We start from the raw sequence: 20,183 nt of genomic DNA, 5'->3' as shown, positions 1-20,183 counted from the left end.
GTCAGAACGGAAGCGGGCCGGGAAGCTCCTCAACCGTCCAGGGAAGTCCCTGGGCGTTCAGCATCTCCATAAACGGATCGGGATCGAGCTGCTCGATGTTGAACACGCCCTCGCCCTTCCACTTGCCGGTGAGCATCATGGCCGCGCCGATCATTGCCGGCACGCCGGTGGTGTAGCTCACCGCCTGGTTACCGGTCTCCTCGAACGCTTCCTCGTGATCGCAGATGTTCTTGATGTAGAACGTCTTCTCGCCCGAACCGTCGAGCGCCTCACCCGTTGCGATGTCACCGATGTTGGTCTTGCCCCTGGTCGTCGCACCCAGGCTCGAAGGCTCAGGCAACACCGCCTTGAGGAACTGCAGAGGAACGATTTCCACGCCGTTGTAGGTGACAGGATCGATGCGGGTCATGCCCACGTTCTGCAGCACGGTCAGGTGCTGGATGTAGGCGTCGCCGAAGGTCATCCAGAAGCGTGCGCGCTCCATCTCGGGAACGAACCGGGCGAGGCTTTCCAGCTCCTCGTGGTACATCATGTACATGTTCTTGGGGCCGACGCCCTCGAAGTCGAAGCTCTGCTTCACGGCCATTGCCGGGGTCTCGATGAACTGACCGTTCTCCCAGTGTCGCGCAGGGGCCGTCACTTCGCGGATGTTGATCTCCGGGTTGAAGTTCGTCGCGAAGGGCTGACCATGGTCGCCGCCATTGCAGTCAAGAATGTCCAGAAGGCGGATGGTCTTGAGCTTGTGCTTCTTCAGCCACATCGCGAAGACGCTGGTGACGCCCGGATCAAAGCCGGAGCCGAGCAGCGCCATCAGACCTGCTTGCTCGAACTTCTCCTGATACGCCCACTGCCACTTGTACTCGAACTTGGCTTCGTCGCGCGGCTCGTAGTTGGCTGTGTCGAGATAGTTTGTGCCCGTGGCGAGGCACGCGTCCATGATCGCGAGATCCTGGTAGGGCAGCGCCAGATTGACGACGAGTTCGGGTCCGATGCTCTCAATCAGCTTGCTCGTGGCGGCCACATCATCCGCGTCGATCGCGTAAGTGGAGACGGAAACGCCGGTGCGCTCCTTTACGGACTGCGCGATGGCCTCGCACTTCGAGACCGTGCGGCTCGCCAAATGAATGTCGCTGAAGATGTCCGGGTTCATCGCCATCTTGTGAACCGCAACCGAGCCGACGCCACCTGCGCCGATCACCAGAACCTTGCTCACTCGCCCGTCTCCTTCATCGTCGGCGCGGATTGGCCGACGGCTGCGAAAGGCCCGCATATAGGCGCGGCTTGTGACAAGACAACCGCACACGAACGGTGCTTGCCCAAGCCGCCATCCAGCGCCTAACCCGGCGGAATGCTCTTTGCTCCATCCCGCGCGCCCGATCGCGCCGGCGTGCTCCGCGCAGCCGACAAGATCGCGGCCATTCTGCCGCCCACGCCCTTGCTACCGCTCGAGTTCGACGGCGGTACGATCTGGTGCAAGGCCGAGTGTCTGCAACCCGTCGGCGCCTTCAAGATACGGGGCGCGTGGCACCGGCTCAGCGACTTGTCGCAAGAGGAGCGCGGGCGCGGCGTGGTCGGCGTTTCCAGCGGCAATCATGCACAGGGCGTGGCCTGGGCGGCAAAACGACTGGGCATTGCGGCTACCATCGTCATGCCGTCCGACGCGCCGCAAGTGAAGCTCGCCGCGACTCGCGCGCTAGGCGCCGACGTTGTGCTTTACGACAGGATGACGCAGTCGCGTGAGGAGATCGCCGGTCAGATCTGCGAACAGACCGGAGCCACTCTCGTCCACGCGTTCGCAGATCCCTGGATCATCGAGGGACAAGGCACCGTCGGTGTCGAGCTGGACGAACAGATGCGTGCGCGCGCAGGCGGGTCGCCATACAAGATTATCCTGCCGTGCGGCGGCGGCGGACTGACAGCTGGCGTCGCGCTCGCCTGTCCTGATGCGGCTATTATCCCCGTCGAACCCGAGGGATGGGATGATGTTGCGCAAAGCCTCGCCTCGGGAGAGATCGTGCCCGTCGGCGAGGGGCCGCCACCCACCGCGTGCGACGCACTGCAGACGCTCTCCACCCAGCCAGTCAATTTCGCCGTCCTGAAGGAGCGCTGCGGCTTCGGCCTCAGCGTGACACCGGCTGAGGTACGAGCAGCACAGCGGCTTGTATTCTCGCGACTGCACCTCGTCGTTGAACCGGGAGGCGCAGCGGCGCTTGCCGCGGTACTCGCGGGGAAAGTGGAGCTGGAGGATCGCACCGCCGTAGTGCTCTCGGGCGGGAACACCGACCCGGCCGCGTTCGCGCGGGTAATCGAGACCGGAGACTGAGCATGGACTTCGACGACCAGCTGCGCCGTTATTTCGGCACCCCCGATCTCTCCGCCGTCACCACCCCTGCGATGCAGGCCGGCATCGAGCGGATGGCGGTCGACCTTGGCATGGAGACGGACCGGGGGCGCCGATTCGCCCTTTGGTCCCTCATGTACCTGTTGGGGGCTGCGCCCGATCTGGACGTCGCCTTCAAGTCCGAGGAGGACCGCGAGGCCGCCCGTGACTTCATGGACATGATGGATCAGGCGACCCGCGACTCAGACCCGTAGAAACAGGCTCGCAAGCTCCACATGCGTGGACCAGCGGAACTGCCCCACGGGGCGTAAGTCCGCCAGACGGTATCCGCTCGCGACCAGAGTGGCAGCATCGCGTGCCCAGCTCGACGGATTGCACGAGATATAGACCACACGCGGAACGGTGCTTTCTGCGATCCGGGCCACCTGATCGCGTGCCCCGGCTCGCGGCGGATCGATCAGAACAGCTACGAAACGGTTGAGCTCATCCGCTTGAAGGGGATTGCGGAACAGATCGCGGTGAAGCGCGTGAACAGGCACCTGCGCCCGGCCTGCCGCCGATTTGCAGGCAAGATGGATATCCCGCGCGGCCTCGACCGCGAGCACCTTCGTGCCCGGCCCGGCTAGTGCGAACGCGAATGTGCCCAGTCCCGAGAATAAGTCGGCGACGGTACTCGCCCCGTCCAGCCACTCGCGCGCGGCCGTGACGAGCGCATCCTCTCCGTCAGCGGTGGCCTGAAGGAAGGCACCCGAAGGCAAAGGTACGCTGACGCTGCCAAGACGCACGGTTACGGGCTCCGGCTCCCAGACGGCCTCGGCACCATAGCCCTGATCAAAGGTGAGGCGAGCAAGACCCTGCCGGCGTGCGAAGTCGAGCATGGCCTCTGTCGCGGCGAGACCTTCGACGGCCAACCCGTTGATGCCCACGTCAACGCCCTGCTCCGCGAGTGTCATCTCAACGTCTACGGCAAGACGTCCGGGCTGCGCCGCAAGCAGGCGTCGTAGCGGGCCAACGAGCGCAAATAGCTCCGGCGCCAGAACATGGCATTCCTGCATGTCGACGATGCGGTGCGAGCCGGCTTCGCGGAAGCCGAGCAGAATGCGCCCGCCCGCGCGTTGAGCATGAAGCGAGGCCCGACGCCGGCTGTTTGGAGGCGACAGGTGCGGTGAAGCAACCGCTCCCGCTTCGAGCCCTTGACCACTCGCTGCATTCGTGACGCGCTCCGCTACGAAGCGGGCAAGCACCTCCTCGTCCAGGTGCTGCAATTGGCAGCCGCCGCATGTTCCGAAGTGTCGGCAAGGTGGCTCTGCGTGGTGTGGACCGAACTCAAGAGTGCCATCTTCCCGGATGCGATCGGCGGGCGCGGCGAAGGACACGTGTTGGCCGCTCGCCGTGACGCCCTCGCCTTTTGCGGCGACGCGGACGATCTCTTCAGCCACGGTCACAGGCACGCCCCGAGCGCTTGGGGTATGGCGCGGGCCAACTCGCCTGCGGTGAATGCTGGCGGAGAGAGGCGCGCTGCTTCCGCGTGCAGCCAAACGCCCTCACATGCACTTTCGAAAGGCTCGCGACCATTCGCAAGCCGACTGGCGATAACACCGGCCAGGACGTCTCCCGTGCCCGCCGTGGACAGCCAGCTGCTCGCGACTCCGGCACATGCAAGCCGCCCGTCAGGAGCGGCGACGAGTGTGTCGGGACCTTTGGAGACGATGATCATTCCGGTTGCTTGCGCGATGGCGAGAGCACGCTCCGCCTTGCTTCCCGTGGCTTCGCACTCGAATGCGCGCTCCAGCGCCAGCAATTCGCCCTCGTGAGGCGTCGCGATAATCGGCGCGGTCCGCTCGCTCAAATTGCGAGGTGAGAGCAGCACGAGCGCATCGGCATCGATAACCGCAGGGATTTCAGCCGCAAGCGCGACAGCGAGCCGCTCACGCGCGTCGGCGTCGCGCCCAAGGCCGGGTCCGACCAGAACTGCCGCGATGCGCCCATCCTCCAGAGCCTCCCCGAGCGGATCGGTGCTGAGCACAAGATCACTCGGGACTTGTCCCGTATGCTCCGAAAAGATCCGCACATAGCCTGCACCGGCACGCTGTGCCGCAGTCGCCGCCAGCACCGCAGCGCCGGGCATCGCGCCGGCGACCAGTGCCACAAGGCCACGCGTGTACTTGTGAGCGTCGGGCGCCGGTCTTTTCAGAGAAGGACGGACGATCGCCTGCGCCGCGCTCTCAATCGGCTCAACCCCTATGTCGATCAGGTGCAGGGCCCCCATCAGCCCCGCCGCAGGACGCAGAAAGTGCGCGAACTTCCAGGCGCCCAGCGCCACAGTCAGATCGAAGCGACACAAGTGGCCGGCCAGCAGCATACCGGTATCAGACTGCACGCCGCTAGGCACATCGACAGCAATGCGGTGATGGTGCGCGGCCGCAAGTTGCGCGATCAGCGCTTCGTCGTCGAGTTGCAGCGGACGCGTCAGCCCGCTGCCGAAGAGGCAATCGACGAATACCTCGCCACGCGCCTCGACCGACCGGGCAAGCACCTCGCCCGAGTAAAAGTTGCGAGCGTTGCGTGCCGCCGGCGTCTGCGGCGGGTAGGCCGCGACAACCACCGCGTCTCCGCCGCGTTCGCGAATAGCCTGCGCTATCACATAGCCATCGCCACCGTTGTTGCCGGGGCCGCAAAGCACCGTTACCCGATGACGTGCGGCAACCCGCCAGACCCAGTCGGCTGCGCCGCGCCCGGCCACGTCCATCAGCGCCTCCACGCTGCTGCCGCGCGCGATCAACGCTTCCTCAGCTGTGCGCATCTGCGCAACGGAAAGGATCTGATGGCTTTCGGGCATCGGCTTATGAAGGCCGTTTGACCGTAGCCGGGAACAGATAGCGATCTTCGGCGACGGTCACAGCCAGCTTGTCCCCGTCCACGCGCGTCAGCGCCTCCTCCGCGCCATCCGCGACGACGAGCCCTCGCCCGTCGCTCACAACCGCAAAGCGGCGAAAGGCGCCGTCCGGGTGGCGCACAACCAGCGTGAGCCGGCCGTCCGCCACAGTCCGCTCAACCGCGCAGGCCTCAGAGAACTCCACAGACCCGCCGAGGGCGCAGGAGATACGATCCTCCCCCGAGGCCAGATCCGACGCATCGTCAGCACCTGATGAACAGCCGGCCAGCGTCGCGCAGGAAGCGAGGAGCAGCAGACGCAAGGCGCGCATCAGCCCCGCTTCAGCTGCGAAACATCGCGCACTGCACCGCGCGCAGCACTCGTCGTCATCGCGGCATAGGCCTGAAGCGCAACGGACACCTTGCGAGGGCGCGGGTGCACCGGCTTCCAGGCCGCTTCGCCTTTCGCCTCCATCGCAGCTCTGCGCTCGCGCATCACTTCATCCGAGATGGCGAGGTGGATCGTGCGGTTCGGGATGTCGATCTCGATAGTGTCGCCGTTCTCCACCAGTCCGATCGCTCCGCCCTCGGCCGCCTCCGGGGACGCGTGCCCGATGGAAAGCCCCGAGGTTCCTCCGGAAAAGCGCCCGTCGGTAATCAGCGCGCAGGCAGCGCCCAGCCCCTTCGATTTGAGGTAGCTCGTCGGGTAAAGCATTTCCTGCATGCCCGGGCCACCACGCGGCCCCTCATAGCGGATGACGACCACGTCGCCCGCCTGGACCTGCCCGCCCAGAATGCCCGCAACAGCCGCATCCTGACTCTCGTAGACGCGCGCGGGGCCGGTAAACTTCAGGATCTTCTCATCCACGCCAGCGGTCTTCACGATGCAGCCATCCAGCGCAATGTTGCCGGATAGCACCGCAAGGCCGCCGTCCTGGCTGAAGGCATGCTCCTTCGAACGGATCACGCCGCCTTCACGGTCGACGTCGAGCGAATCCCAGCGACGGGACTGACTGAACGCAGTCTGCGTCGGCACGCCGCCGGGGGCCGCCGCATAGAACTCCCGCACTTCGCCGGAGGGCTGGAGTGCGATGTCCCAACGCTCGATCGCCTCACCAAGCGTGCGGCAGTGAACAGTGGGCAAGTCGCGATTGATCAAACCCGCACGGTCCAGCTCACCCAGGATTGCCATGATGCCACCTGCGCGGTGAACGTCCTCCATGTGGACGTCGTTCTTGGCTGGAGCGACCTTCGACAAACAAGGCACTTTGCGGCTGAGGCGGTCGATATCGGTCATGGTGAAATCGACGGCCGCTTCATGCGCAGCGGCGAGCAGGTGAAGCACCGTGTTCGTCGAGCCGCCCATCGCGATGTCGAGGCTCATTGCGTTCTCGAAAGCGCCGAAGCTGGCGACCGCGCGGGGGAGGACGCTTGCATCTTCCTGCTCGTAATACCGGTGACACAGGTCGACCGCCACTCGTCCCGCCTCAAGGAAGAGCTTCTCCCGGTCGGCATGCGTTGCCAACATCGAGCCATTGCCCGGAAGAGACAGGCCGAGCGCTTCGGTCAGGCAGTTCATCGAGTTGGCGGTGAACATGCCAGAGCATGATCCGCAGGTGGGGCACGCGGAGCGCTCGATCGCCTTCACGTCCTCATCCGAGTACGACTCGTCGGCGGCGGCAACCATCGCATCGACCAGATCGAGCGCGTGCTCCTTGCCCTTCAGGATGACCTTGCCCGCTTCCATCGGCCCGCCCGAGACGAACACAGCCGGAATGTTCAGCCGCAGCGCTGCCATCAGCATGCCCGGCGTGATCTTGTCGCAGTTGGAGATGCAGACCATGGCGTCGGCACAGTGTGCGTTGACCATGTACTCCACGCTGTCGGCGATGAGGTCGCGGCTGGGCAGCGAATAAAGCATGCCGTCGTGGCCCATCGCGATGCCGTCATCCACGGCGATGGTATTGAACTCCTTAGCCACACCGCCAGCCGCCTCGATCTGGCGGGCGACAAGCTGGCCCAGGTCTTTGAGGTGCACATGGCCCGGCACGAACTGGGTGAACGAGTTCACCACCGCGATGATCGGCTTTCCGAAATCGGAATCCTTCATCCCCGTTGCTCGCCAGAGACCGCGCGCGCCCGCCATGTTGCGGCCGTGAGTGGTGGTGCGGGAACGATAGGCAGGCATGGATCGGCTCCGGAACAGCGAACACGGACAGTGGGCGTGAGACTTCCCCCTACTCCACACGAGCAGTCAGTCGAAGGGGAAAATGGTGGTTTGTCGCCGTGGTGTAAGACCTGCGCTGCAATTCCTCGCTTGGTGGGGGCAAAGCTCAGCTCAGGCGCAGGGCCACTTCGTTGGCGATCCGTGAGAGCCGCTCAGCCCAGACCGCCTGCCCATCCGCGTCAGCGATCTGGTCCTGTCGGATCTCGACGCCCAGGTATGGCCGTCCGTCGGCCTCGGCATGGCGGTTCATTGTCGCGTTGAGGAGCTTGCCGGAATAGGGCTGCTGATCGCCGACGGTCAGCCCCTCAGCCTGCAGCAGCGGGATGGCCAGACGGGCGGCCCGATCGTCCTCGTTGTAGAGAACGCCGACTTGCCATGGCCGCTGCTGGTCAGGATCGCTGGCGAGTTGCGGAGTAAAGCTGTGCAAGGAGACGATCAGCGACTGCGGCGTTCCATCGAGCAATGCGGCGAGCCCGGCATGATACGGCTCGAAATAGCGCGCGATCCGCTCGGCGCGCGCCTCGTCGCATAAGAGATTGCCGGGAATCTCATGCCCGTCGCTCACCGCCGGAAGCACCCCGAGTGCGTCGCATTCCCGATTAAAGTCGCATACCAATCGGCTGACATTCGCGAGGTAAGCCGCAATCCCCGGGCGCACCATGCGCTCGGCAACGCCGCCCACGCCGATGTCCACTGCGATGTGCTCGTCCAGCAACTCAGCCGCAACACCGAGTTCCACATCCTCTGGCACGCGGTTGGAGGCATGATCGGCGACGACGAGAATCCCGCCGAAGCGCGGTTCGCCCAGGAGGCGGAAGACGTCCGATTGCAATGCCATTCCTCCAGTTACCTTCAGCGCAACTTGCCCGACATCTGCCACCAGGCAGGGTAACGCGCCGCAATCGCCGCTGCCGCTTCGGCCATATGAGCGCTACTGTCGTAAAGTCCGAAGCACGTCGCGCCCGACCCCGACATGCGAGCGAGAAACGGGGCCGTCGCTCGCAAGGCGGTGAGGACATCGGCTATGACGGGGCAGATCGAAATGGCGGCGTCTTCCAGATCGTTACGGCCGTTGAGCGCGACGGCGCGAACAGAGCCCGGTGGCATCGCCCCTCGATCCACTCCGTCCCACGCCTTGAACACGGGACCGGTAGGAACCGGCTCACGCGGGTTGACCAGAAGCACACGGGTTCCGGCAAGATCGTTCTCGATGGGCTCCAGCTCGGTTCCGGTGCCTCGGCCGATACAAGCACGCGAACGGACGCAAGCGGGTACGTCTGCCCCCAGCCTGGCTGCTCTGGCTTGCCAATCGTCCGGCAACTGACCTTGCGCCTGTTCGATCATGCGAAACACGGCACCCGCGTCGGCCGATCCGCCGCCCAGCCCCGCCGCGACGGGAAGGCGCTTATCCAGTTCGACCGCCAGCCCGCCCTCGTGCGGTAGTGTACCAAGCGCCTTCGCGACGATGTTGCCGAATGGATCGTCGATCCCCGAAGCGAATTCGCCGACTGTGCGCAGCGTGTCCCGTTCTGACGAACGCGCTGTCAACTTGTCGCCGTCATCCACGAACGCGAACAGGGTCTCAAGCTCGTGATAGCCGTCATCACGTCGCTCGCGGACATGCAGCGCGAGGTTGATCTTGGCGTATGCGGTTTCGGTCAGCATGGATCGCCCCGACGGTGCGGCCGGACCTCAGCGCAGATGCGCCAAGGTCCGGTGAGGATCACATGTTCGGATAGTTGGGGCCGCCGCCGCCTTCCGGAGCGGTCCACTCGATCTGCTGCCCCGGATCCTTGATGTCGCAGGTTTTGCAGTGGACGCAGTTCTGCGAATTGATCTGGAACCGCATCGCCCCGGTGTCCTCGTTGCGAACGTACTCGTAGACCCCCGCCGGGCAGTACCGCGTCGAAGGTCCGCCGTAGACCGGAAGCTCCGTCTCCAGCGGATAGTCCGGATTCTTCAGAACGAGGTGAACCGGCTGGTCTTCCTCATGGTTCGTGAAGGAGTACGACACGCTTGTCAGGCGATCGAAGCTGATGACGCCGTCCGGCTTGGGATACTCGATCGGCCGATAATGATCAGCGCGCTGGGTCGCGGAAGCATCGGTGTGGTGCTTCATCGGCTTGGCGACGCCAAAGCCGAACAGCGTACGCAGCCACATGTCGGCGCCGGCGAGGATGGTCCCCATTTCGCCGCCCCACTTTGCTACGAGCGGCTCGGCGTTCTGGACCAGCTTGAGCTCCTTGGCGATCCAGCTTTCGCGTACCGCGCTGTCGTACTCGTCCAAGCTATCCTGCTCGCGCCCGGCCTTGACAGCGGCGGCAATCGCCTCGGCAGCCAGCATGCCGCTCTTCATCGCGGTGTGGGTGCCCTTGATGCGCGGCACGTTGACGAAGCCAGCCGAGCAGCCCGCGAGCACGCCGCCGGGGAACGCCAGCTTGGGCACCGACTGCCAGCCGCCCTCGTTGATGGCGCGCGCGCCGTAGGCCACGCGCTTGCCACCTTCCAGGATTGCGCGGATGTCCGGGTGCTGCTTCCAGCGCTGGAATTCCTCGAACGGGAAGACGTAAGGGTTCTTGTAATCGAGCGCAGTGACGAAGCCGAGCGCCACCTGATTGTTCGCTTGGTGATACAGGAAGCCGCCGCCCCAGCTGTCGCTTTCCGACATCGGCCAGCCCTGCGTGTGGATGACGCGACCGGGCACGTGCTTGTCGGGATCGATGTCCCACAGCTCCTTGATGCCCAGGCCGTAGATCTGCGGCTGGCAATCGGCTTCCAGATTGAACTGCGCCTTGAGCCGCTTGGTCAAGTGGCCGCGTGCCCCCTCGCAGAACACGGTGTACTTGCCGAGCAGTTCCATGCCGGGCTCGAAGTCAGGCTTCGGCGTGCCGTCGCGAGCGATACCCATGACGCCGGCGACCACGCCGCGCACTGCGCCATTCGCGTCGAACAGAACCTCGGACGCCGAGAAGCCGGGGAAGACTTCTACCTCAAGCGCTTCGGCCTGCTCGGCCAACCAGCGGCACAGGTTGCCCAGCGACCCCGTGTAGTTGCCGTCGTTCGACATGAACGGAGGCATGATGAGGTGAGGCATCGCGTACTTCTTGCCGCGCGTCAGATGCCAGTGCCAGTTATCGGTTACCGGCGTCTCCGCCATCGGGCACCCGTCGTCGCGCCAAGTGGGCAGGAGTTCGTCGAGCGCCCTTGGGTCGATCACTGCGCCAGACAGAATATGCGCGCCGATCTCTGATCCCTTTTCAAGGACGCAGACGCTCAGTTCCGGATCCACCTGCTTGAGCCGGATCGCGGTGGACAGGCCTGCAGGTCCGCCGCCGACGATGACGACGTCAAAGGGCATCGATTCGCGTTCACTCATGGCCGTCCGGCCCCCCATCTCAATTTTCAATCGCGCGATTAACTGTCGGAATGCCTTGATTGGTGGAGTGCGGCAGGTCAAGACCCGAGACATGGGGATCGGAACAAATCCGGATTACGATCAGGCTTTTGCCGCCGCACTGGACTGGTGGCGGCAGGCCGGGGTCGACTGTGCCTTCGAGGATGCCCCGCGATCGTGGCTGCCCGATCCACAGGAGCCCGAATCCGCATCCGGCAAGAAGCCTGCCCGGGCGCGGCGGATTGAGGTTATCGAGCAACCGGACACCCCTGCTCCGCTCATACTGCCCCAGGATCTGGAGAGTTTCCACGCATGGTGGATGACCACGTCGGAACTCGACCCTGGGAGTGTGTCCAGCCGAGTTGCCCCGCGCGGTGACGCAAACCCCGCCTTGATGATTCTCGCCGCGACTCCGGAAGACTGCGACCGTGAACGCCTGTTATCGGGGCCCGAGGGCGGCATTATCGACGCGTTCCTGCAGGCTGCGCAGGTGCCGGAAAACGATGTCTATCGGGCAAGCGTGCTGCCGTGCCATTCGCCGGGTGCGGACTGGTCTCCAGAGGCGAACCGCGTCGCTGCGGAAGCCCTGGCGCGCCATATCGCGTTGGTGCGCCCGCAGCGCATCCTTGTCTTGGGTTTCATCATCCTGCCGCTACTTGGCCACGATTCACCTCAAGTCCCTGCAGTTTCGCTAGATTTTAAGCATGAAGGGGCATCGACACCGATGCTCGCCTTGCGGAGAATACCTGCGGCGGCTTCGCGGCCGCGCTGGAAAGCCGCATTGTGGCAGGCCTGGCTGGAGTGGACGTCTTGCGCTTCTCCAGACCACACAGGCTGATGGATCGAATAGGGAACGGGGTGCAACCTTGAAGAAAGCTGCCAGAATCGGGCTGCTCGGACTGCTGGGCGCCGCTTCGCTTACCGCCGTACCGGCACTCGCCAACAGTGCTGCGGTCGACTACTTCCGCTCGCGCGCAGACCGCACTGCGGTTCCGTCGCTGCTCAGCCAGGATGAGCGCGAGTATTACCGCAACTTGTTCGGAGCGATCGACGGCAAAGACTGGTCGCGCGTTCAGCAGCTTTTTGCAGAACGAACCGACGGTCCCCTTCATCAGCAAGCGCGTGCCGAATACTATCTCGCTGCTGGATCGCCGAAGATCGAATTGCCCGATCTTCAGGCATGGCTCGCTCAAGGTACGGAGCTGCCGGGCGCGGACCAGATCGGGCGCCTGGCGTTGAGGCGTGGCGCCAGTAGCCTGCCCGCCCTTCCGGCCGCTCAGCAGTTCGCGCGGCTGCCTTCACTTTCCAAGCGGGTAAAGCCTGATCCGATCAATGACGGCACAATGCCGGCGATGATCTCCAACAGCATCCTCGACCGCATTAAGGCGGACGATCCTCTGGGCGCGCGCGTGCTGCTGGACGGCATTGACGCTGCCCTGAGCCCATCCGCACGCGCAGAGTGGCGCCAGCGGGTCGCGTGGTCCTATTACATCGTCAACCAGGATGCGCCCGCCTACGAGATGGCGCAGCTCGCCGCGCGAGGTGTGGGACCTTGGGTTGGCGAGGCGTGGTGGACTGCGGGCCTGGCCGCCTGGCGCCTGGGTGACTGCGACGGCGCGGCGGACGCCTTCAAGAACGCTGCGGCTCGTTCGGAAAACGCGGAGCTGACGTCCGCCTCCTATTACTGGCAAAGCCGCTCGCTTATTCGCTGCCGCAAGCCGGAAGAGGCTGCCGCGACCCTGCGCAAGGCCGCGGTTCGCGACGAAACGCTTTACGGCATGCTTGCCGCAGAACAGCTCGGCATGCGTTTGCCCGAGCAGCACAGCGCCCCCGATTTCACGCAGAACGACTGGCAGCACTTGCGCAACCGCAACAACATCCGTGTCGCGGTGGCGCTGAATGAAATCGGGCAGGACAGCTTGGCCGACGAAGTCCTGCGCCATCAGGCCAGGATCGGATCCCCGGCGGAGTTCGAGCCGCTGACAAGGCTCGCACGCGACCTTGGCCTACCCAAGGCCCAGTTGTGGATGGCCTACAACGCACCGCGCGGCGGCAAGCCAGCGCCTGCCATACGCTTCCCCACGCCCAAGTGGACGCCCGTGGGCGGATGGCAGGTGGACCCCGCCCTCGTCTACGCGCACGTGTTGCAGGAATCGGTATTTCAGGCGAGCGTCGTCAGCCCTGCAGGTGCCCGTGGACTGATGCAGATCATGCCCGCCGCTGCTCGCGACCATGCGGGTAGCCTCGGTTACAGCGGATCGGCCACCGACCTGAACAAGCCGGAGGTGAACCTTGCCTTCGGTCAGCGGCACCTTCAGATGCTGAAGAACAACAGCGGCACGCAGGGCCTGCTCCCGAAGGTCATGGCGGCCTACAATGCCGGGCCTGCACCGGTCTCCCGCTGGAACACCGAAGTCCGCGATCAAGGCGATCCGCTACTGTGGATGGAGTCCGTGCCCTACTGGGAAACGCGCGGCTACGTGAACATCGTCATGCGCAATTACTGGATGTACGAGCGGCAGGCCGGCGGCGCCTCTGAAAGCCGCGAGGCTCTGGCCCAGGGCATGTGGCCAACATTCCCCGGCCTTGGCAGCGCAAAGGGCGTGCGGATGGCCGCGAACGGAGCAATCCTGCGTGGCCATTGATCCTGCGCGTGAGTTCAAGCCGATCCAGATCGCCCTGCTCACGGTGTCCGATACGCGCGGCCCCGACGAGGATACTTCAGGCGACATTCTGGCCGACCGCATCAAGGACGCCGGTCACAAGCTCACTGCCCGTGCGATCGAAAAGGACGATGTGCAGCAACTGGTCACCCGCCTGAACAACTGGATCGATGACAGCACTGTCGATGCCATCGTGATCACCGGCGGGACCGGCCTGACCGGCCGCGATGTCACACCCGAAGCGTTAAACCGCGTAAAAGAGAAGGACATCCCAGGTTTCGGAGAGCTGTTCCGCTGGATCAGCTATAACACCATCGGCACGTCGACGGTTCAGTCCCGCGCGTGCGCGGTCCTGTCGCGGGGCACATACATCTTTGCGCTTCCGGGTTCGAACGGAGCAGTCAAAGACGGCTGGGATGGAATTTTGGCGGAGCAACTCGATAGCCGGAACCGCCCCTGCAATTTCGTGGAACTGATGCCGCGCTTGCGGGAGGTTTGATCAAGCGAAGAGAGGCAGGCGCTCCACCTCCTCGGCACTCAGCCTGATCCGAAAGATCGAGCGCAGCGTTTCGCGGTAGTCGTGCAGGTCGGTGACCGAGCGCTTTTCGGCACCGCTCTCGCGGTAGACGGTCAGTTCCCGATCCGTCAGCGCCGCGAAGCCGTTTTCCAGCACAATGCTGGCGATGTGCAGCGTGGTGAAACGTGTGCCGGGCCGGGTGGAGGTCCAGTGGTTTGCCTGCTCCAGGTCCTCAGCCGCCACCTCTGCCAGGTCGAACGAGTATTGCGGTTGCCAAGCATCGTGGGCAGCCGCCCGTCCGTCCGTTGCGAGCGACGGACCTGCCCGCTCCAGTTTCCACTCACCCGCGAGCGCTCCCCTCCCTTCCGTTCGCACCAGACGGTGAGCGGCACCGTCTGGTGTTATCGCCTGTGCACCGTCGCGCATCGGCAGTGGTGGCAGATTGCTTCCGCCGAACCCAGCGTCCATCAGCCAAGGCTCGCCGTCGATCGTTGCGAGCAGGCACACGTGCGTACGCGGCGGCACTACATCGGGAACTACGCCCAGCCAGACCCGCGCGAGCAGCGGCCGGTTGGGAACACCCAGTGCAGACAGCGCATCCGACAGCAGCCGGTTCTGCTCGAAACAGTAGCCGCCCCGCTCCTGAACCACGAGCTTTTCGAAGACACTAGCCTCGTCGATGGCAATACCCCGGCCCAGCCGGACGTCGAGATTCTCGAAACCGATTGCCAGCCGGTGCGCGCGTTGCAGGCGGGCCAGCCCCTCCGGATCTGTGACAGGTGCGGCAGGGAGCCCGATGCGCGCAAGATAGCGTTCCAGTTGCATCGGCAGACTATAAGCAGATTCGCTCCGTGACACACCTCTCCTGGCGCGCACGGCCTGACCCGAGGCAGGGTGAAACTGTGCGCATAAGCCTGTTCAGTGCCTGTGGACAGACCGGGCAAAACCGGAAGGGCGATCCAGACGAATGATGGCCACCCGCTAATTCCTCCGCGACCGCCGAAGTTCGGCAACGACCTCCGCGCGGTCACATCGCAACCGGATCGTTCGGCACTCTTCTCCTATAGCTCCGCTAGATTGTTCATGGTATGTTCCGTGCATGCGTGCAATCAAGGGCAGAGGCGCTGCGAGTAGTCAGCAGAGTCGCCGGTTCAATCTCCCTCAAAATGAGGCTGATGGAGACTGGATGGACCTGCGCGAGCAGATCGACGGCACTGCGCCCAGCCAGCGCACCACCGTTGTCGAGCTCCATCCAAAGACAATCCTGTCATTCAATCGGTCGCCCGACATCCCATTCGACCGCTCGGTGAATGCGTATCAAGGCTGTGAACACGGGTGCATCTATTGCTTCGCGCGCCCGACCCATGCCTATCACGACCTCTCACCCGGCCTTGATTTCGAGACAAAGCTGTTCGCGAAGCCCAGCGCCGCGCGGCTGCTGCGGGAGACCCTCGCCAAGCCCGGCTATGTTCCGGCACCGATCGCCATGGGCACGAACACCGATCCCTATCAGCCCATAGAGGCGCGCTATCGGATCACGCGGGACGTGCTCGAACTCTGTCTGGAGACGCGCCATCCGGTCACCATCACCACCAAGTCGGATCGTCTGCTGCGCGACCTCGACTTGCTGGCAGAACTGGCCAAGCTGAAACTCGTCGCAGTGGGCGTGTCCGTCACCAGTCTGGATTCGGCACTCTCGCGCCTGCTGGAGCCTCGTGCGGCCTCTCCGTCCAAGCGGTTGGACGCGTTGGGTGTGCTCGTGAAGGCGGGGGTGCCGTGTCACGTATCTGTCGCGCCAGTCATCCCCTCGATCACCGACTCCGATCTGGAGCGCATTCTGGCCGAGGCAGCGGCGCGAGGCGTGCCGGCGGCGACCTGGATCATTGTGCGCCTGCCGCACGAAGTGGCGCCACTCTTTCGCGAATGGCTTGAAGTCCACTTCCCGGAACGTGCGGAAAAGGTGATGGCGATCATTCGGTCTCTTCGTGGCGGGCGCGACAATGATCCGCGCTTCGGCAAGAGAATGAGCGCTCAGGGTGTATGGGGCGACCTGTTCCGCAGACGTTTTCGAGTGGCGATGCAGCGCCACGGTATTCAACGACCGCAAATCGACCTGGATTGCAGCAGCTTCAGACGTCCCTCCTCCGACGGTCAGCTCTCCCTGCTTTGACGTAAGGAAACCCTACGGGTTTGTACGCGTTTCGCCGCTGCATCAATCGAGAGGAAGATGTCATGGTTGAGGAACGTGTCACCACCACCGAACCGGGAGCGGGGCCGACCACGCACACCACGGTCATACATGAAGAGCCGCGGCGCGGAGGCGGCGCGACGATGCTGCTGATGATCGTCCTGATCGTGGCCGTGATCGCCGGCATTTACATGTTCAGTCAGTCAAGCTCAAGCGAAGCGGCAAAGGACAACGCCATTGCCGAAGCGGCGAGCAGCGTCGGCAATGCCGCGGAACAGGTTGGCAATGCCGCCGAAAGCGCTGTGAAGGAATAGCGACCGGGGCGAGCTCTGTTAGGCTCGCCCACTGGTTACGCCACCAGGCGCAGGTGATCACCTGCGCGACGCGCCGTGAGGGAAATCTCCGAAAGCCCATCCACTTGCGCTAACTGCTCGGCAAAATCACCATCAAGCGCAAAGTCGCGGCCCAGCCGGACCTTTTGGTAGCGGTGCTCACCGAGCCGCAACCGCGCGATGACTTCTCCGCAGCCCTTTGCGCCCGGCCGCAGCAGCAGAGCAAGTTCGCCCACGGCCTCCACCCGCTCGATGTCGAGCGTCAGCACCATGCGCGCGTCTGCCTTCACCTCCGCCAGTGGCCGCGCCCCACGTACGGTCACCCGTGGCGGCTCATCCGCACTGGGGCTGTCGAGTTCCACGTTGAGCAGCACGCAGGTGCCCTCCTTCGCCCACCGGACGAAGTTCTCCACCAGGCTCTCCTCGAAGCAGGACGCGGTGAACTGCCCCGACTGATCGGAGAAATCCGCCATTACGAAGTCCTTGCCCTTGCGGGTCTTGCGCTTCTGGACGTTCTCAACGAGGGCCGCCATTACCGCAGCTGCCCTGCCCGTGGCCCCGCCGGCGATCAGGCTGGCATGCGTGCGTGCACCGTTCGCGGACGCCACCATGCGCCATTGTTCGACCGGGTGGGCGGCAAAGTAGAAGCCGAAATTCTCGCGCTCCTTGGCCATCTGATCCTGGCGGCTCCATGGCGGACAATCCACCAGCCGCAGGGCCTGCTCCACATGTCCGTCCCCGCCGAACAGGCCGCCTTGATTGCTGGTGCGCTCACGCGAGGAGCGGTCGGCCTCCGCCAGCAGCGTGTCGGCGTTCGCCAGCACTTTGGCCCGGTTCGGCTCAAGACTGTCGAAACCGCCCGCAGCAGCAAGACTTTCCAGCTGACGGCGGTTCATGGATCCCGCCGGAGCGCGGCGAAAAACGTCGTCCAGAGAGACGAACTTCCCGTTCGCCTCGCGCTCGGCAACGATCGCCTCCATCGCTTTCTCACCCACGTTGCGGATGCCGGCGAGGGCATAGCGCACCGCGTGGCTGTCGGGCGTCTCTTCAACGGAAAACTCGGCCTCTGACATATTGATGTCCGGCGCCGCCAGTTCGATCCCGTTCCTGCGCGCATCGTCCACGAAGACTGCGAGCTTCTCCGACTGATGCATGTCGAAGCACATCGAAGCGGCGTAGAACTCATGCGGATAGTGCGCCTTGAGCCATGCCGTGTGGTAGGCAAGCAGTGCGTAGGCGGCAGCGTGCGATTTGTTGAAGCCGTACCCCGCAAACTTGTCGATCAAGTCGAACAGCTCGTTGGCTTTGGCCTTATCGATGTCCGAGTTTGCCTTGCAGCCGTCGACGAAGCGCTGACGCTGCGCGTCCATCTCGGCCTGGACTTTCTTGCCCATGGCGCGACGCAGAAGGTCGGCGTCACCCAGCGAGTAGCCCGCCAGGATCTGCGCGGCCTGCATGACCTGTTCCTGATAGACGAAGATCCCGTAGGTCTCGGAAAGAATGCCTTCCAGCTTCGGGTGTGGGTACTCGATGCTCGCAAGGCCATTCTTCCGCTGCCCGAACAGCGGGATGTTGTCCATCGGGCCCGGCCGATAGAGCGACACGAGCGCGATGATGTCACCGAAATTGGTAGGCTTCACCGCGGCCAGCGTACGGCGCATGCCTTCCGATTCCAGCTGGAACACACCAACTGTGTCGCCTCGCTTGAGCAACTCGTAAACGCCAGGATCGTCCCAAGACAGTGAGGACAGATCGATGTGGATGCCGCGCCGCTCCAGCAGATCGGTCGCCTTGCGCAGCACCGAGAGAGTCTTGAGGCCCAGGAAGTCGAACTTGATGAGTCCCGAGTCTTCGACATACTTCATGTCGAACTGCGTCACCGGCATGTCCGAACGCGGATCGCGGTAGAGCGGGACGAGCTTCGACAATGGCCGGTCGCCGATCACCACGCCGGCGGCGTGCGTCGATGAGTTGCGCGGCAAGCCTTCGAGCTGGCGCGCAAGGTCGACCAGGCGTTTGACCTCGTTGTCGTTGTCGTACTCGCGCCGGAAGTCGGCGGCGCCGTTCACCGCGCGGTCGAGGGTCCAGGGATCGGTGGGATGGTTGGGCACCATCTTGCACAGCGAGTCGACCCGGCCATACCCCATCTGCAGGATGCGCCCGCAATCGCGGAGCACAGCGCGTGCCTTCATCTTGCCGAAGGTGATGATCTGCGCGACGTGATCGTGTCCGTACTTCGCCTGCACGTAGCGGATCACCTCGCCGCGGCGGGTTTCGCAGAAGTCGATGTCGAAGTCCGGCATCGAGACGCGCTCGGGATTAAGGAAGCGTTCGAACAGCAATCCAAGCTTGAGCGGATCGAGATCGGTGATGGTGAGCGCCCATGCCACGAGCGAACCGGCACCCGAGCCGCGCCCCGGCCCCACCGGAATGCCGTTGTCCTTGGCCCACTTGATGAAGTCGGCAACGATCAGGAAGTAGCCGGGGAAGCCCATGCGGATGATAATCCCGGTCTCAAAGTCCAACCGGCTGGCGTAATCGAGGAACTCTTCGGCAACGCCCTGCGGTAAGAGCCGGCTTTCCCACTCGGCGCGACGCTCACCTTCGGGGAGAGTGAGAACCGCGTTCAGATCCTCGAGAGTCGTTTCAGGCCAATAAGGAGCGAGCCGGCGGGCCAGGCCCATGCGCGCATCCCGCACCAGCATGCGCTCCTCGCCCTCCTTGTCACCCGCGAGACTGGGGAGGATAGGCTTCCGCTTCGGCGGCGCGAACGCGCACCGCTGCGCCACGACAAGCGTATTGGCCATCGCCTCCGGGAGATCGGAAAACATATCCGCCATCATGTCGGCGGGCTTAACCCAGCGTTCCTGTGATGAGCGTGGCCGATCGGAGGCATCCACGTGCGTAGAATTCGCAATGCAGAGCATGGCATCGTGCGCAGCGTGGAAGTGTCTTTCGGCGAACTGAGCCGGGTTTGTCGCAACCAGCGGCAGGTCGCGCGCGTAGGCAAGGTCGATCAGCGCGTCCTCGGAAGCATCCTCTATCGGATCGCCGGTGCGAGCGACCTCGATGTAGAGCCGGCCGGCGAACAGATCCTGCAACCGGTCGCAGTACCGCTGCGCCGCCTCGGGCCGATCCTCTGCGAGCAGTCGGGCGATGGCTCCCTCGCCCGCCGCAGTCAGACAAATCAGGCCGTCCGAGTGCCCGTCGAGGTCCGCCAGTTCCACATGCGGATCAAGCTCCAGCGGCCGGTCAAGGTGCGCACGGCTGACGAGATGACACAGGTTGTTCCAACCCGTCTCGTTCTGGGCGAACAAGGCCAGCCAGTCGATCGGCGCTTCGCTGCCCTGGCTGGCGGCCTCAGGTCTGGCAACGGCAAGGAACGTCCCGATGATCGGCTGCACGCCTGCCCCACGGCACGCCGCCGCGAACGCGACCGAGCCATAGAGCCCGTTGCGGTCACAAATCGCAATGGCCGGGAACTTCCGCTCCTTGGCCAGTCTTGCAATGGCCTTGGGCTCGATGGCCCCATCGAGCATGCTGAAGCTCGAGAAGATTCGGAGGGGGACGAATTTTGCGAAGGGCATTGATGGATTGTGGCCTCAGCAAACCCGCCGTTCAATAAGCCGACGCTACAAAAGACGGGG

17 protein-coding genes are annotated in these 20,183 nt (G+C 64.2%); 7 read left to right on the top strand and 10 right to left on the bottom strand.

Annotated features, from left to right (window positions below):
• Position 1: 1 nt before the first annotated feature.
• Positions 2-1,213, bottom strand: coding sequence for a saccharopine dehydrogenase family protein (locus ABUH87_RS00560; RefSeq protein WP_367767849.1), 1,212 nt, complete (start codon positions 1,211-1,213; stop codon positions 2-4).
• Positions 1,214-1,348: 135 nt separating this feature from the next.
• On the opposite strand from ABUH87_RS00560, the gene ABUH87_RS00555 reads away from it, so the two are divergent.
• Positions 1,349-2,323 carry a threonine ammonia-lyase gene (locus tag ABUH87_RS00555; RefSeq protein WP_367767847.1) on the top strand — a complete coding sequence of 325 codons (975 nt, stop codon included), beginning with the start codon at positions 1,349-1,351 and terminating at the stop codon, positions 2,321-2,323.
• Positions 2,324-2,325: 2 nt separating this feature from the next.
• Positions 2,326-2,595: a hypothetical protein gene (locus ABUH87_RS00550; protein WP_367767845.1), complete on the top strand. Its 270-nt coding sequence runs from the start codon at positions 2,326-2,328 to the stop codon at positions 2,593-2,595.
• Here the strand turns inward: ABUH87_RS00550 and ABUH87_RS00545 are convergent.
• From ABUH87_RS00545 to ABUH87_RS00515, 7 genes are all read right to left on the bottom strand, one after another.
• On the bottom strand, positions 2,584-3,786 hold the full coding sequence (locus ABUH87_RS00545) for a class I SAM-dependent RNA methyltransferase (protein ID WP_367767843.1): 1,203 nt from the start codon (positions 3,784-3,786) through the stop codon (positions 2,584-2,586). The genes ABUH87_RS00550 and ABUH87_RS00545 overlap by 12 nt on opposite strands.
• Positions 3,783-5,180: an NAD(P)H-hydrate dehydratase gene (locus ABUH87_RS00540; RefSeq protein WP_367767841.1), complete on the bottom strand. Its 1,398-nt coding sequence runs from the start codon at positions 5,178-5,180 to the stop codon at positions 3,783-3,785. Before ABUH87_RS00540 ends, ABUH87_RS00545 begins: the two co-directional genes overlap by 4 nt.
• A gap of 4 nt (positions 5,181-5,184) precedes the next feature.
• A complete protein-coding gene (locus tag ABUH87_RS00535) occupies positions 5,185-5,547 on the bottom strand; it encodes a hypothetical protein (RefSeq protein WP_367767839.1) in 363 nt (120 codons plus the stop codon).
• Positions 5,547-7,403: a dihydroxy-acid dehydratase gene (gene ilvD, locus ABUH87_RS00530; protein ID WP_367767837.1), complete on the bottom strand. Its 1,857-nt coding sequence runs from the start codon at positions 7,401-7,403 to the stop codon at positions 5,547-5,549. The genes ABUH87_RS00535 and ilvD overlap by 1 nt, the downstream gene beginning before the upstream one ends.
• Before the next feature lie 145 nt (positions 7,404-7,548).
• Positions 7,549-8,280: an N-formylglutamate amidohydrolase gene (locus ABUH87_RS00525; protein WP_419956646.1), complete on the bottom strand. Its 732-nt coding sequence runs from the start codon at positions 8,278-8,280 to the stop codon at positions 7,549-7,551.
• Between the two features lie 14 nt (positions 8,281-8,294).
• Entirely contained in the window at positions 8,295-9,107 is an 813-nt protein-coding gene (locus ABUH87_RS00520; protein ID WP_367767834.1) for a 4-(cytidine 5'-diphospho)-2-C-methyl-D-erythritol kinase, read from the bottom strand.
• Positions 9,108-9,165: 58 nt separating this feature from the next.
• Positions 9,166-10,818, bottom strand: coding sequence for an electron transfer flavoprotein-ubiquinone oxidoreductase (locus ABUH87_RS00515; protein WP_367767832.1), 1,653 nt, complete (start codon positions 10,816-10,818; stop codon positions 9,166-9,168).
• Between the two features lie 91 nt (positions 10,819-10,909).
• Here ABUH87_RS00515 and ABUH87_RS00510 point away from each other — a divergent pair, with 91 nt between their 5' ends.
• The 3 genes from ABUH87_RS00510 to moaB are packed head-to-tail and all read left to right on the top strand — an operon-like array spanning position 10,910 to position 13,998.
• Entirely contained in the window at positions 10,910-11,674 is a 765-nt protein-coding gene (locus ABUH87_RS00510; RefSeq protein WP_367767830.1) for a uracil-DNA glycosylase family protein, read from the top strand.
• A gap of 28 nt (positions 11,675-11,702) precedes the next feature.
• On the top strand, positions 11,703-13,481 hold the full coding sequence (locus ABUH87_RS00505; protein WP_419956645.1) for a lytic transglycosylase domain-containing protein: 1,779 nt from the start codon (positions 11,703-11,705) through the stop codon (positions 13,479-13,481).
• Complete coding sequence (moaB, locus tag ABUH87_RS00500) at positions 13,471-13,998, top strand: molybdenum cofactor biosynthesis protein B (protein ID WP_367767828.1); 528 nt, start codon at positions 13,471-13,473, stop codon at positions 13,996-13,998. The genes ABUH87_RS00505 and moaB overlap by 11 nt, the downstream gene beginning before the upstream one ends.
• Here the strand turns inward: moaB and ABUH87_RS00495 are convergent, their stop codons facing one another.
• Positions 13,999-14,841 carry an arylamine N-acetyltransferase family protein gene (locus ABUH87_RS00495; RefSeq protein WP_367768025.1) on the bottom strand — a complete coding sequence of 281 codons (843 nt, stop codon included), beginning with the start codon at positions 14,839-14,841 and terminating at the stop codon, positions 13,999-14,001.
• A 274-nt stretch (positions 14,842-15,115) separates the two neighbouring features.
• Here ABUH87_RS00495 and ABUH87_RS00490 point away from each other — a divergent pair, with 274 nt between their 5' ends.
• Together ABUH87_RS00490 and ABUH87_RS00485 are read left to right on the top strand one after the other, a co-directional pair.
• Positions 15,116-16,186 (top strand): PA0069 family radical SAM protein, encoded by a 1,071-nt coding sequence (locus tag ABUH87_RS00490; protein ID WP_367767826.1) that lies wholly within the window; start codon positions 15,116-15,118, stop codon positions 16,184-16,186.
• A 62-nt stretch (positions 16,187-16,248) separates the two neighbouring features.
• Positions 16,249-16,518: a hypothetical protein gene (locus tag ABUH87_RS00485; RefSeq protein ID WP_367767824.1), complete on the top strand. Its 270-nt coding sequence runs from the start codon at positions 16,249-16,251 to the stop codon at positions 16,516-16,518.
• Positions 16,519-16,553: 35 nt separating this feature from the next.
• Here the strand turns inward: ABUH87_RS00485 and dnaE are convergent, their stop codons facing one another.
• Positions 16,554-20,123, bottom strand: a complete 3,570-nt coding sequence (dnaE, locus tag ABUH87_RS00480; RefSeq protein WP_367767822.1) for a DNA polymerase III subunit alpha — start codon at positions 20,121-20,123, stop codon at positions 16,554-16,556.
• Positions 20,124-20,183 lie beyond the last annotated feature (60 nt).

Source organism: Novosphingobium rhizovicinum, from assembly GCF_040813635.1.
Lineage (GTDB): Bacteria > Pseudomonadota > Alphaproteobacteria > Sphingomonadales > Sphingomonadaceae > Novosphingobium > Novosphingobium rhizovicinum.
Note: the sequence above shows the minus strand (reverse complement) of the source record. Positions and strands in the feature narration are given on the sequence as shown.

What these genes read in the sequence shown, in the direction of transcription:
- ABUH87_RS00515 (WP_367767832.1), bottom strand. Translation starts at nt 10,818, where the DNA reads ATGAGTGAACGCGAATCGATGCCCTTTGACGTCGTCATCGTCGGCGGC.
- ABUH87_RS00555 (WP_367767847.1), top strand. Translation starts at nt 1,349, where the DNA reads ATGCTCTTTGCTCCATCCCGCGCGCCCGATCGCGCCGGCGTGCTCCGC.
- ABUH87_RS00485 (WP_367767824.1), top strand. Translation starts at nt 16,249, where the DNA reads ATGGTTGAGGAACGTGTCACCACCACCGAACCGGGAGCGGGGCCGACC.
- ABUH87_RS00540 (WP_367767841.1), bottom strand. Translation starts at nt 5,180, where the DNA reads ATGCCCGAAAGCCATCAGATCCTTTCCGTTGCGCAGATGCGCACAGCT.
- dnaE (WP_367767822.1), bottom strand. Translation starts at nt 20,123, where the DNA reads ATGCCCTTCGCAAAATTCGTCCCCCTCCGAATCTTCTCGAGCTTCAGC.
- ABUH87_RS00510 (WP_367767830.1), top strand. Translation starts at nt 10,910, where the DNA reads ATGGGGATCGGAACAAATCCGGATTACGATCAGGCTTTTGCCGCCGCA.
- ABUH87_RS00490 (WP_367767826.1), top strand. Translation starts at nt 15,116, where the DNA reads ATGCGTGCAATCAAGGGCAGAGGCGCTGCGAGTAGTCAGCAGAGTCGC.
- ABUH87_RS00535 (WP_367767839.1), bottom strand. Translation starts at nt 5,547, where the DNA reads ATGCGCGCCTTGCGTCTGCTGCTCCTCGCTTCCTGCGCGACGCTGGCC.
- ABUH87_RS00525 (WP_419956646.1), bottom strand. Translation starts at nt 8,280, where the DNA reads ATGGCATTGCAATCGGACGTCTTCCGCCTCCTGGGCGAACCGCGCTTC.
- ABUH87_RS00550 (WP_367767845.1), top strand. Translation starts at nt 2,326, where the DNA reads ATGGACTTCGACGACCAGCTGCGCCGTTATTTCGGCACCCCCGATCTC.
- ABUH87_RS00520 (WP_367767834.1), bottom strand. Translation starts at nt 9,107, where the DNA reads ATGCTGACCGAAACCGCATACGCCAAGATCAACCTCGCGCTGCATGTC.
- ABUH87_RS00495 (WP_367768025.1), bottom strand. Translation starts at nt 14,841, where the DNA reads ATGCAACTGGAACGCTATCTTGCGCGCATCGGGCTCCCTGCCGCACCT.
- ilvD (WP_367767837.1), bottom strand. Translation starts at nt 7,403, where the DNA reads ATGCCTGCCTATCGTTCCCGCACCACCACTCACGGCCGCAACATGGCG.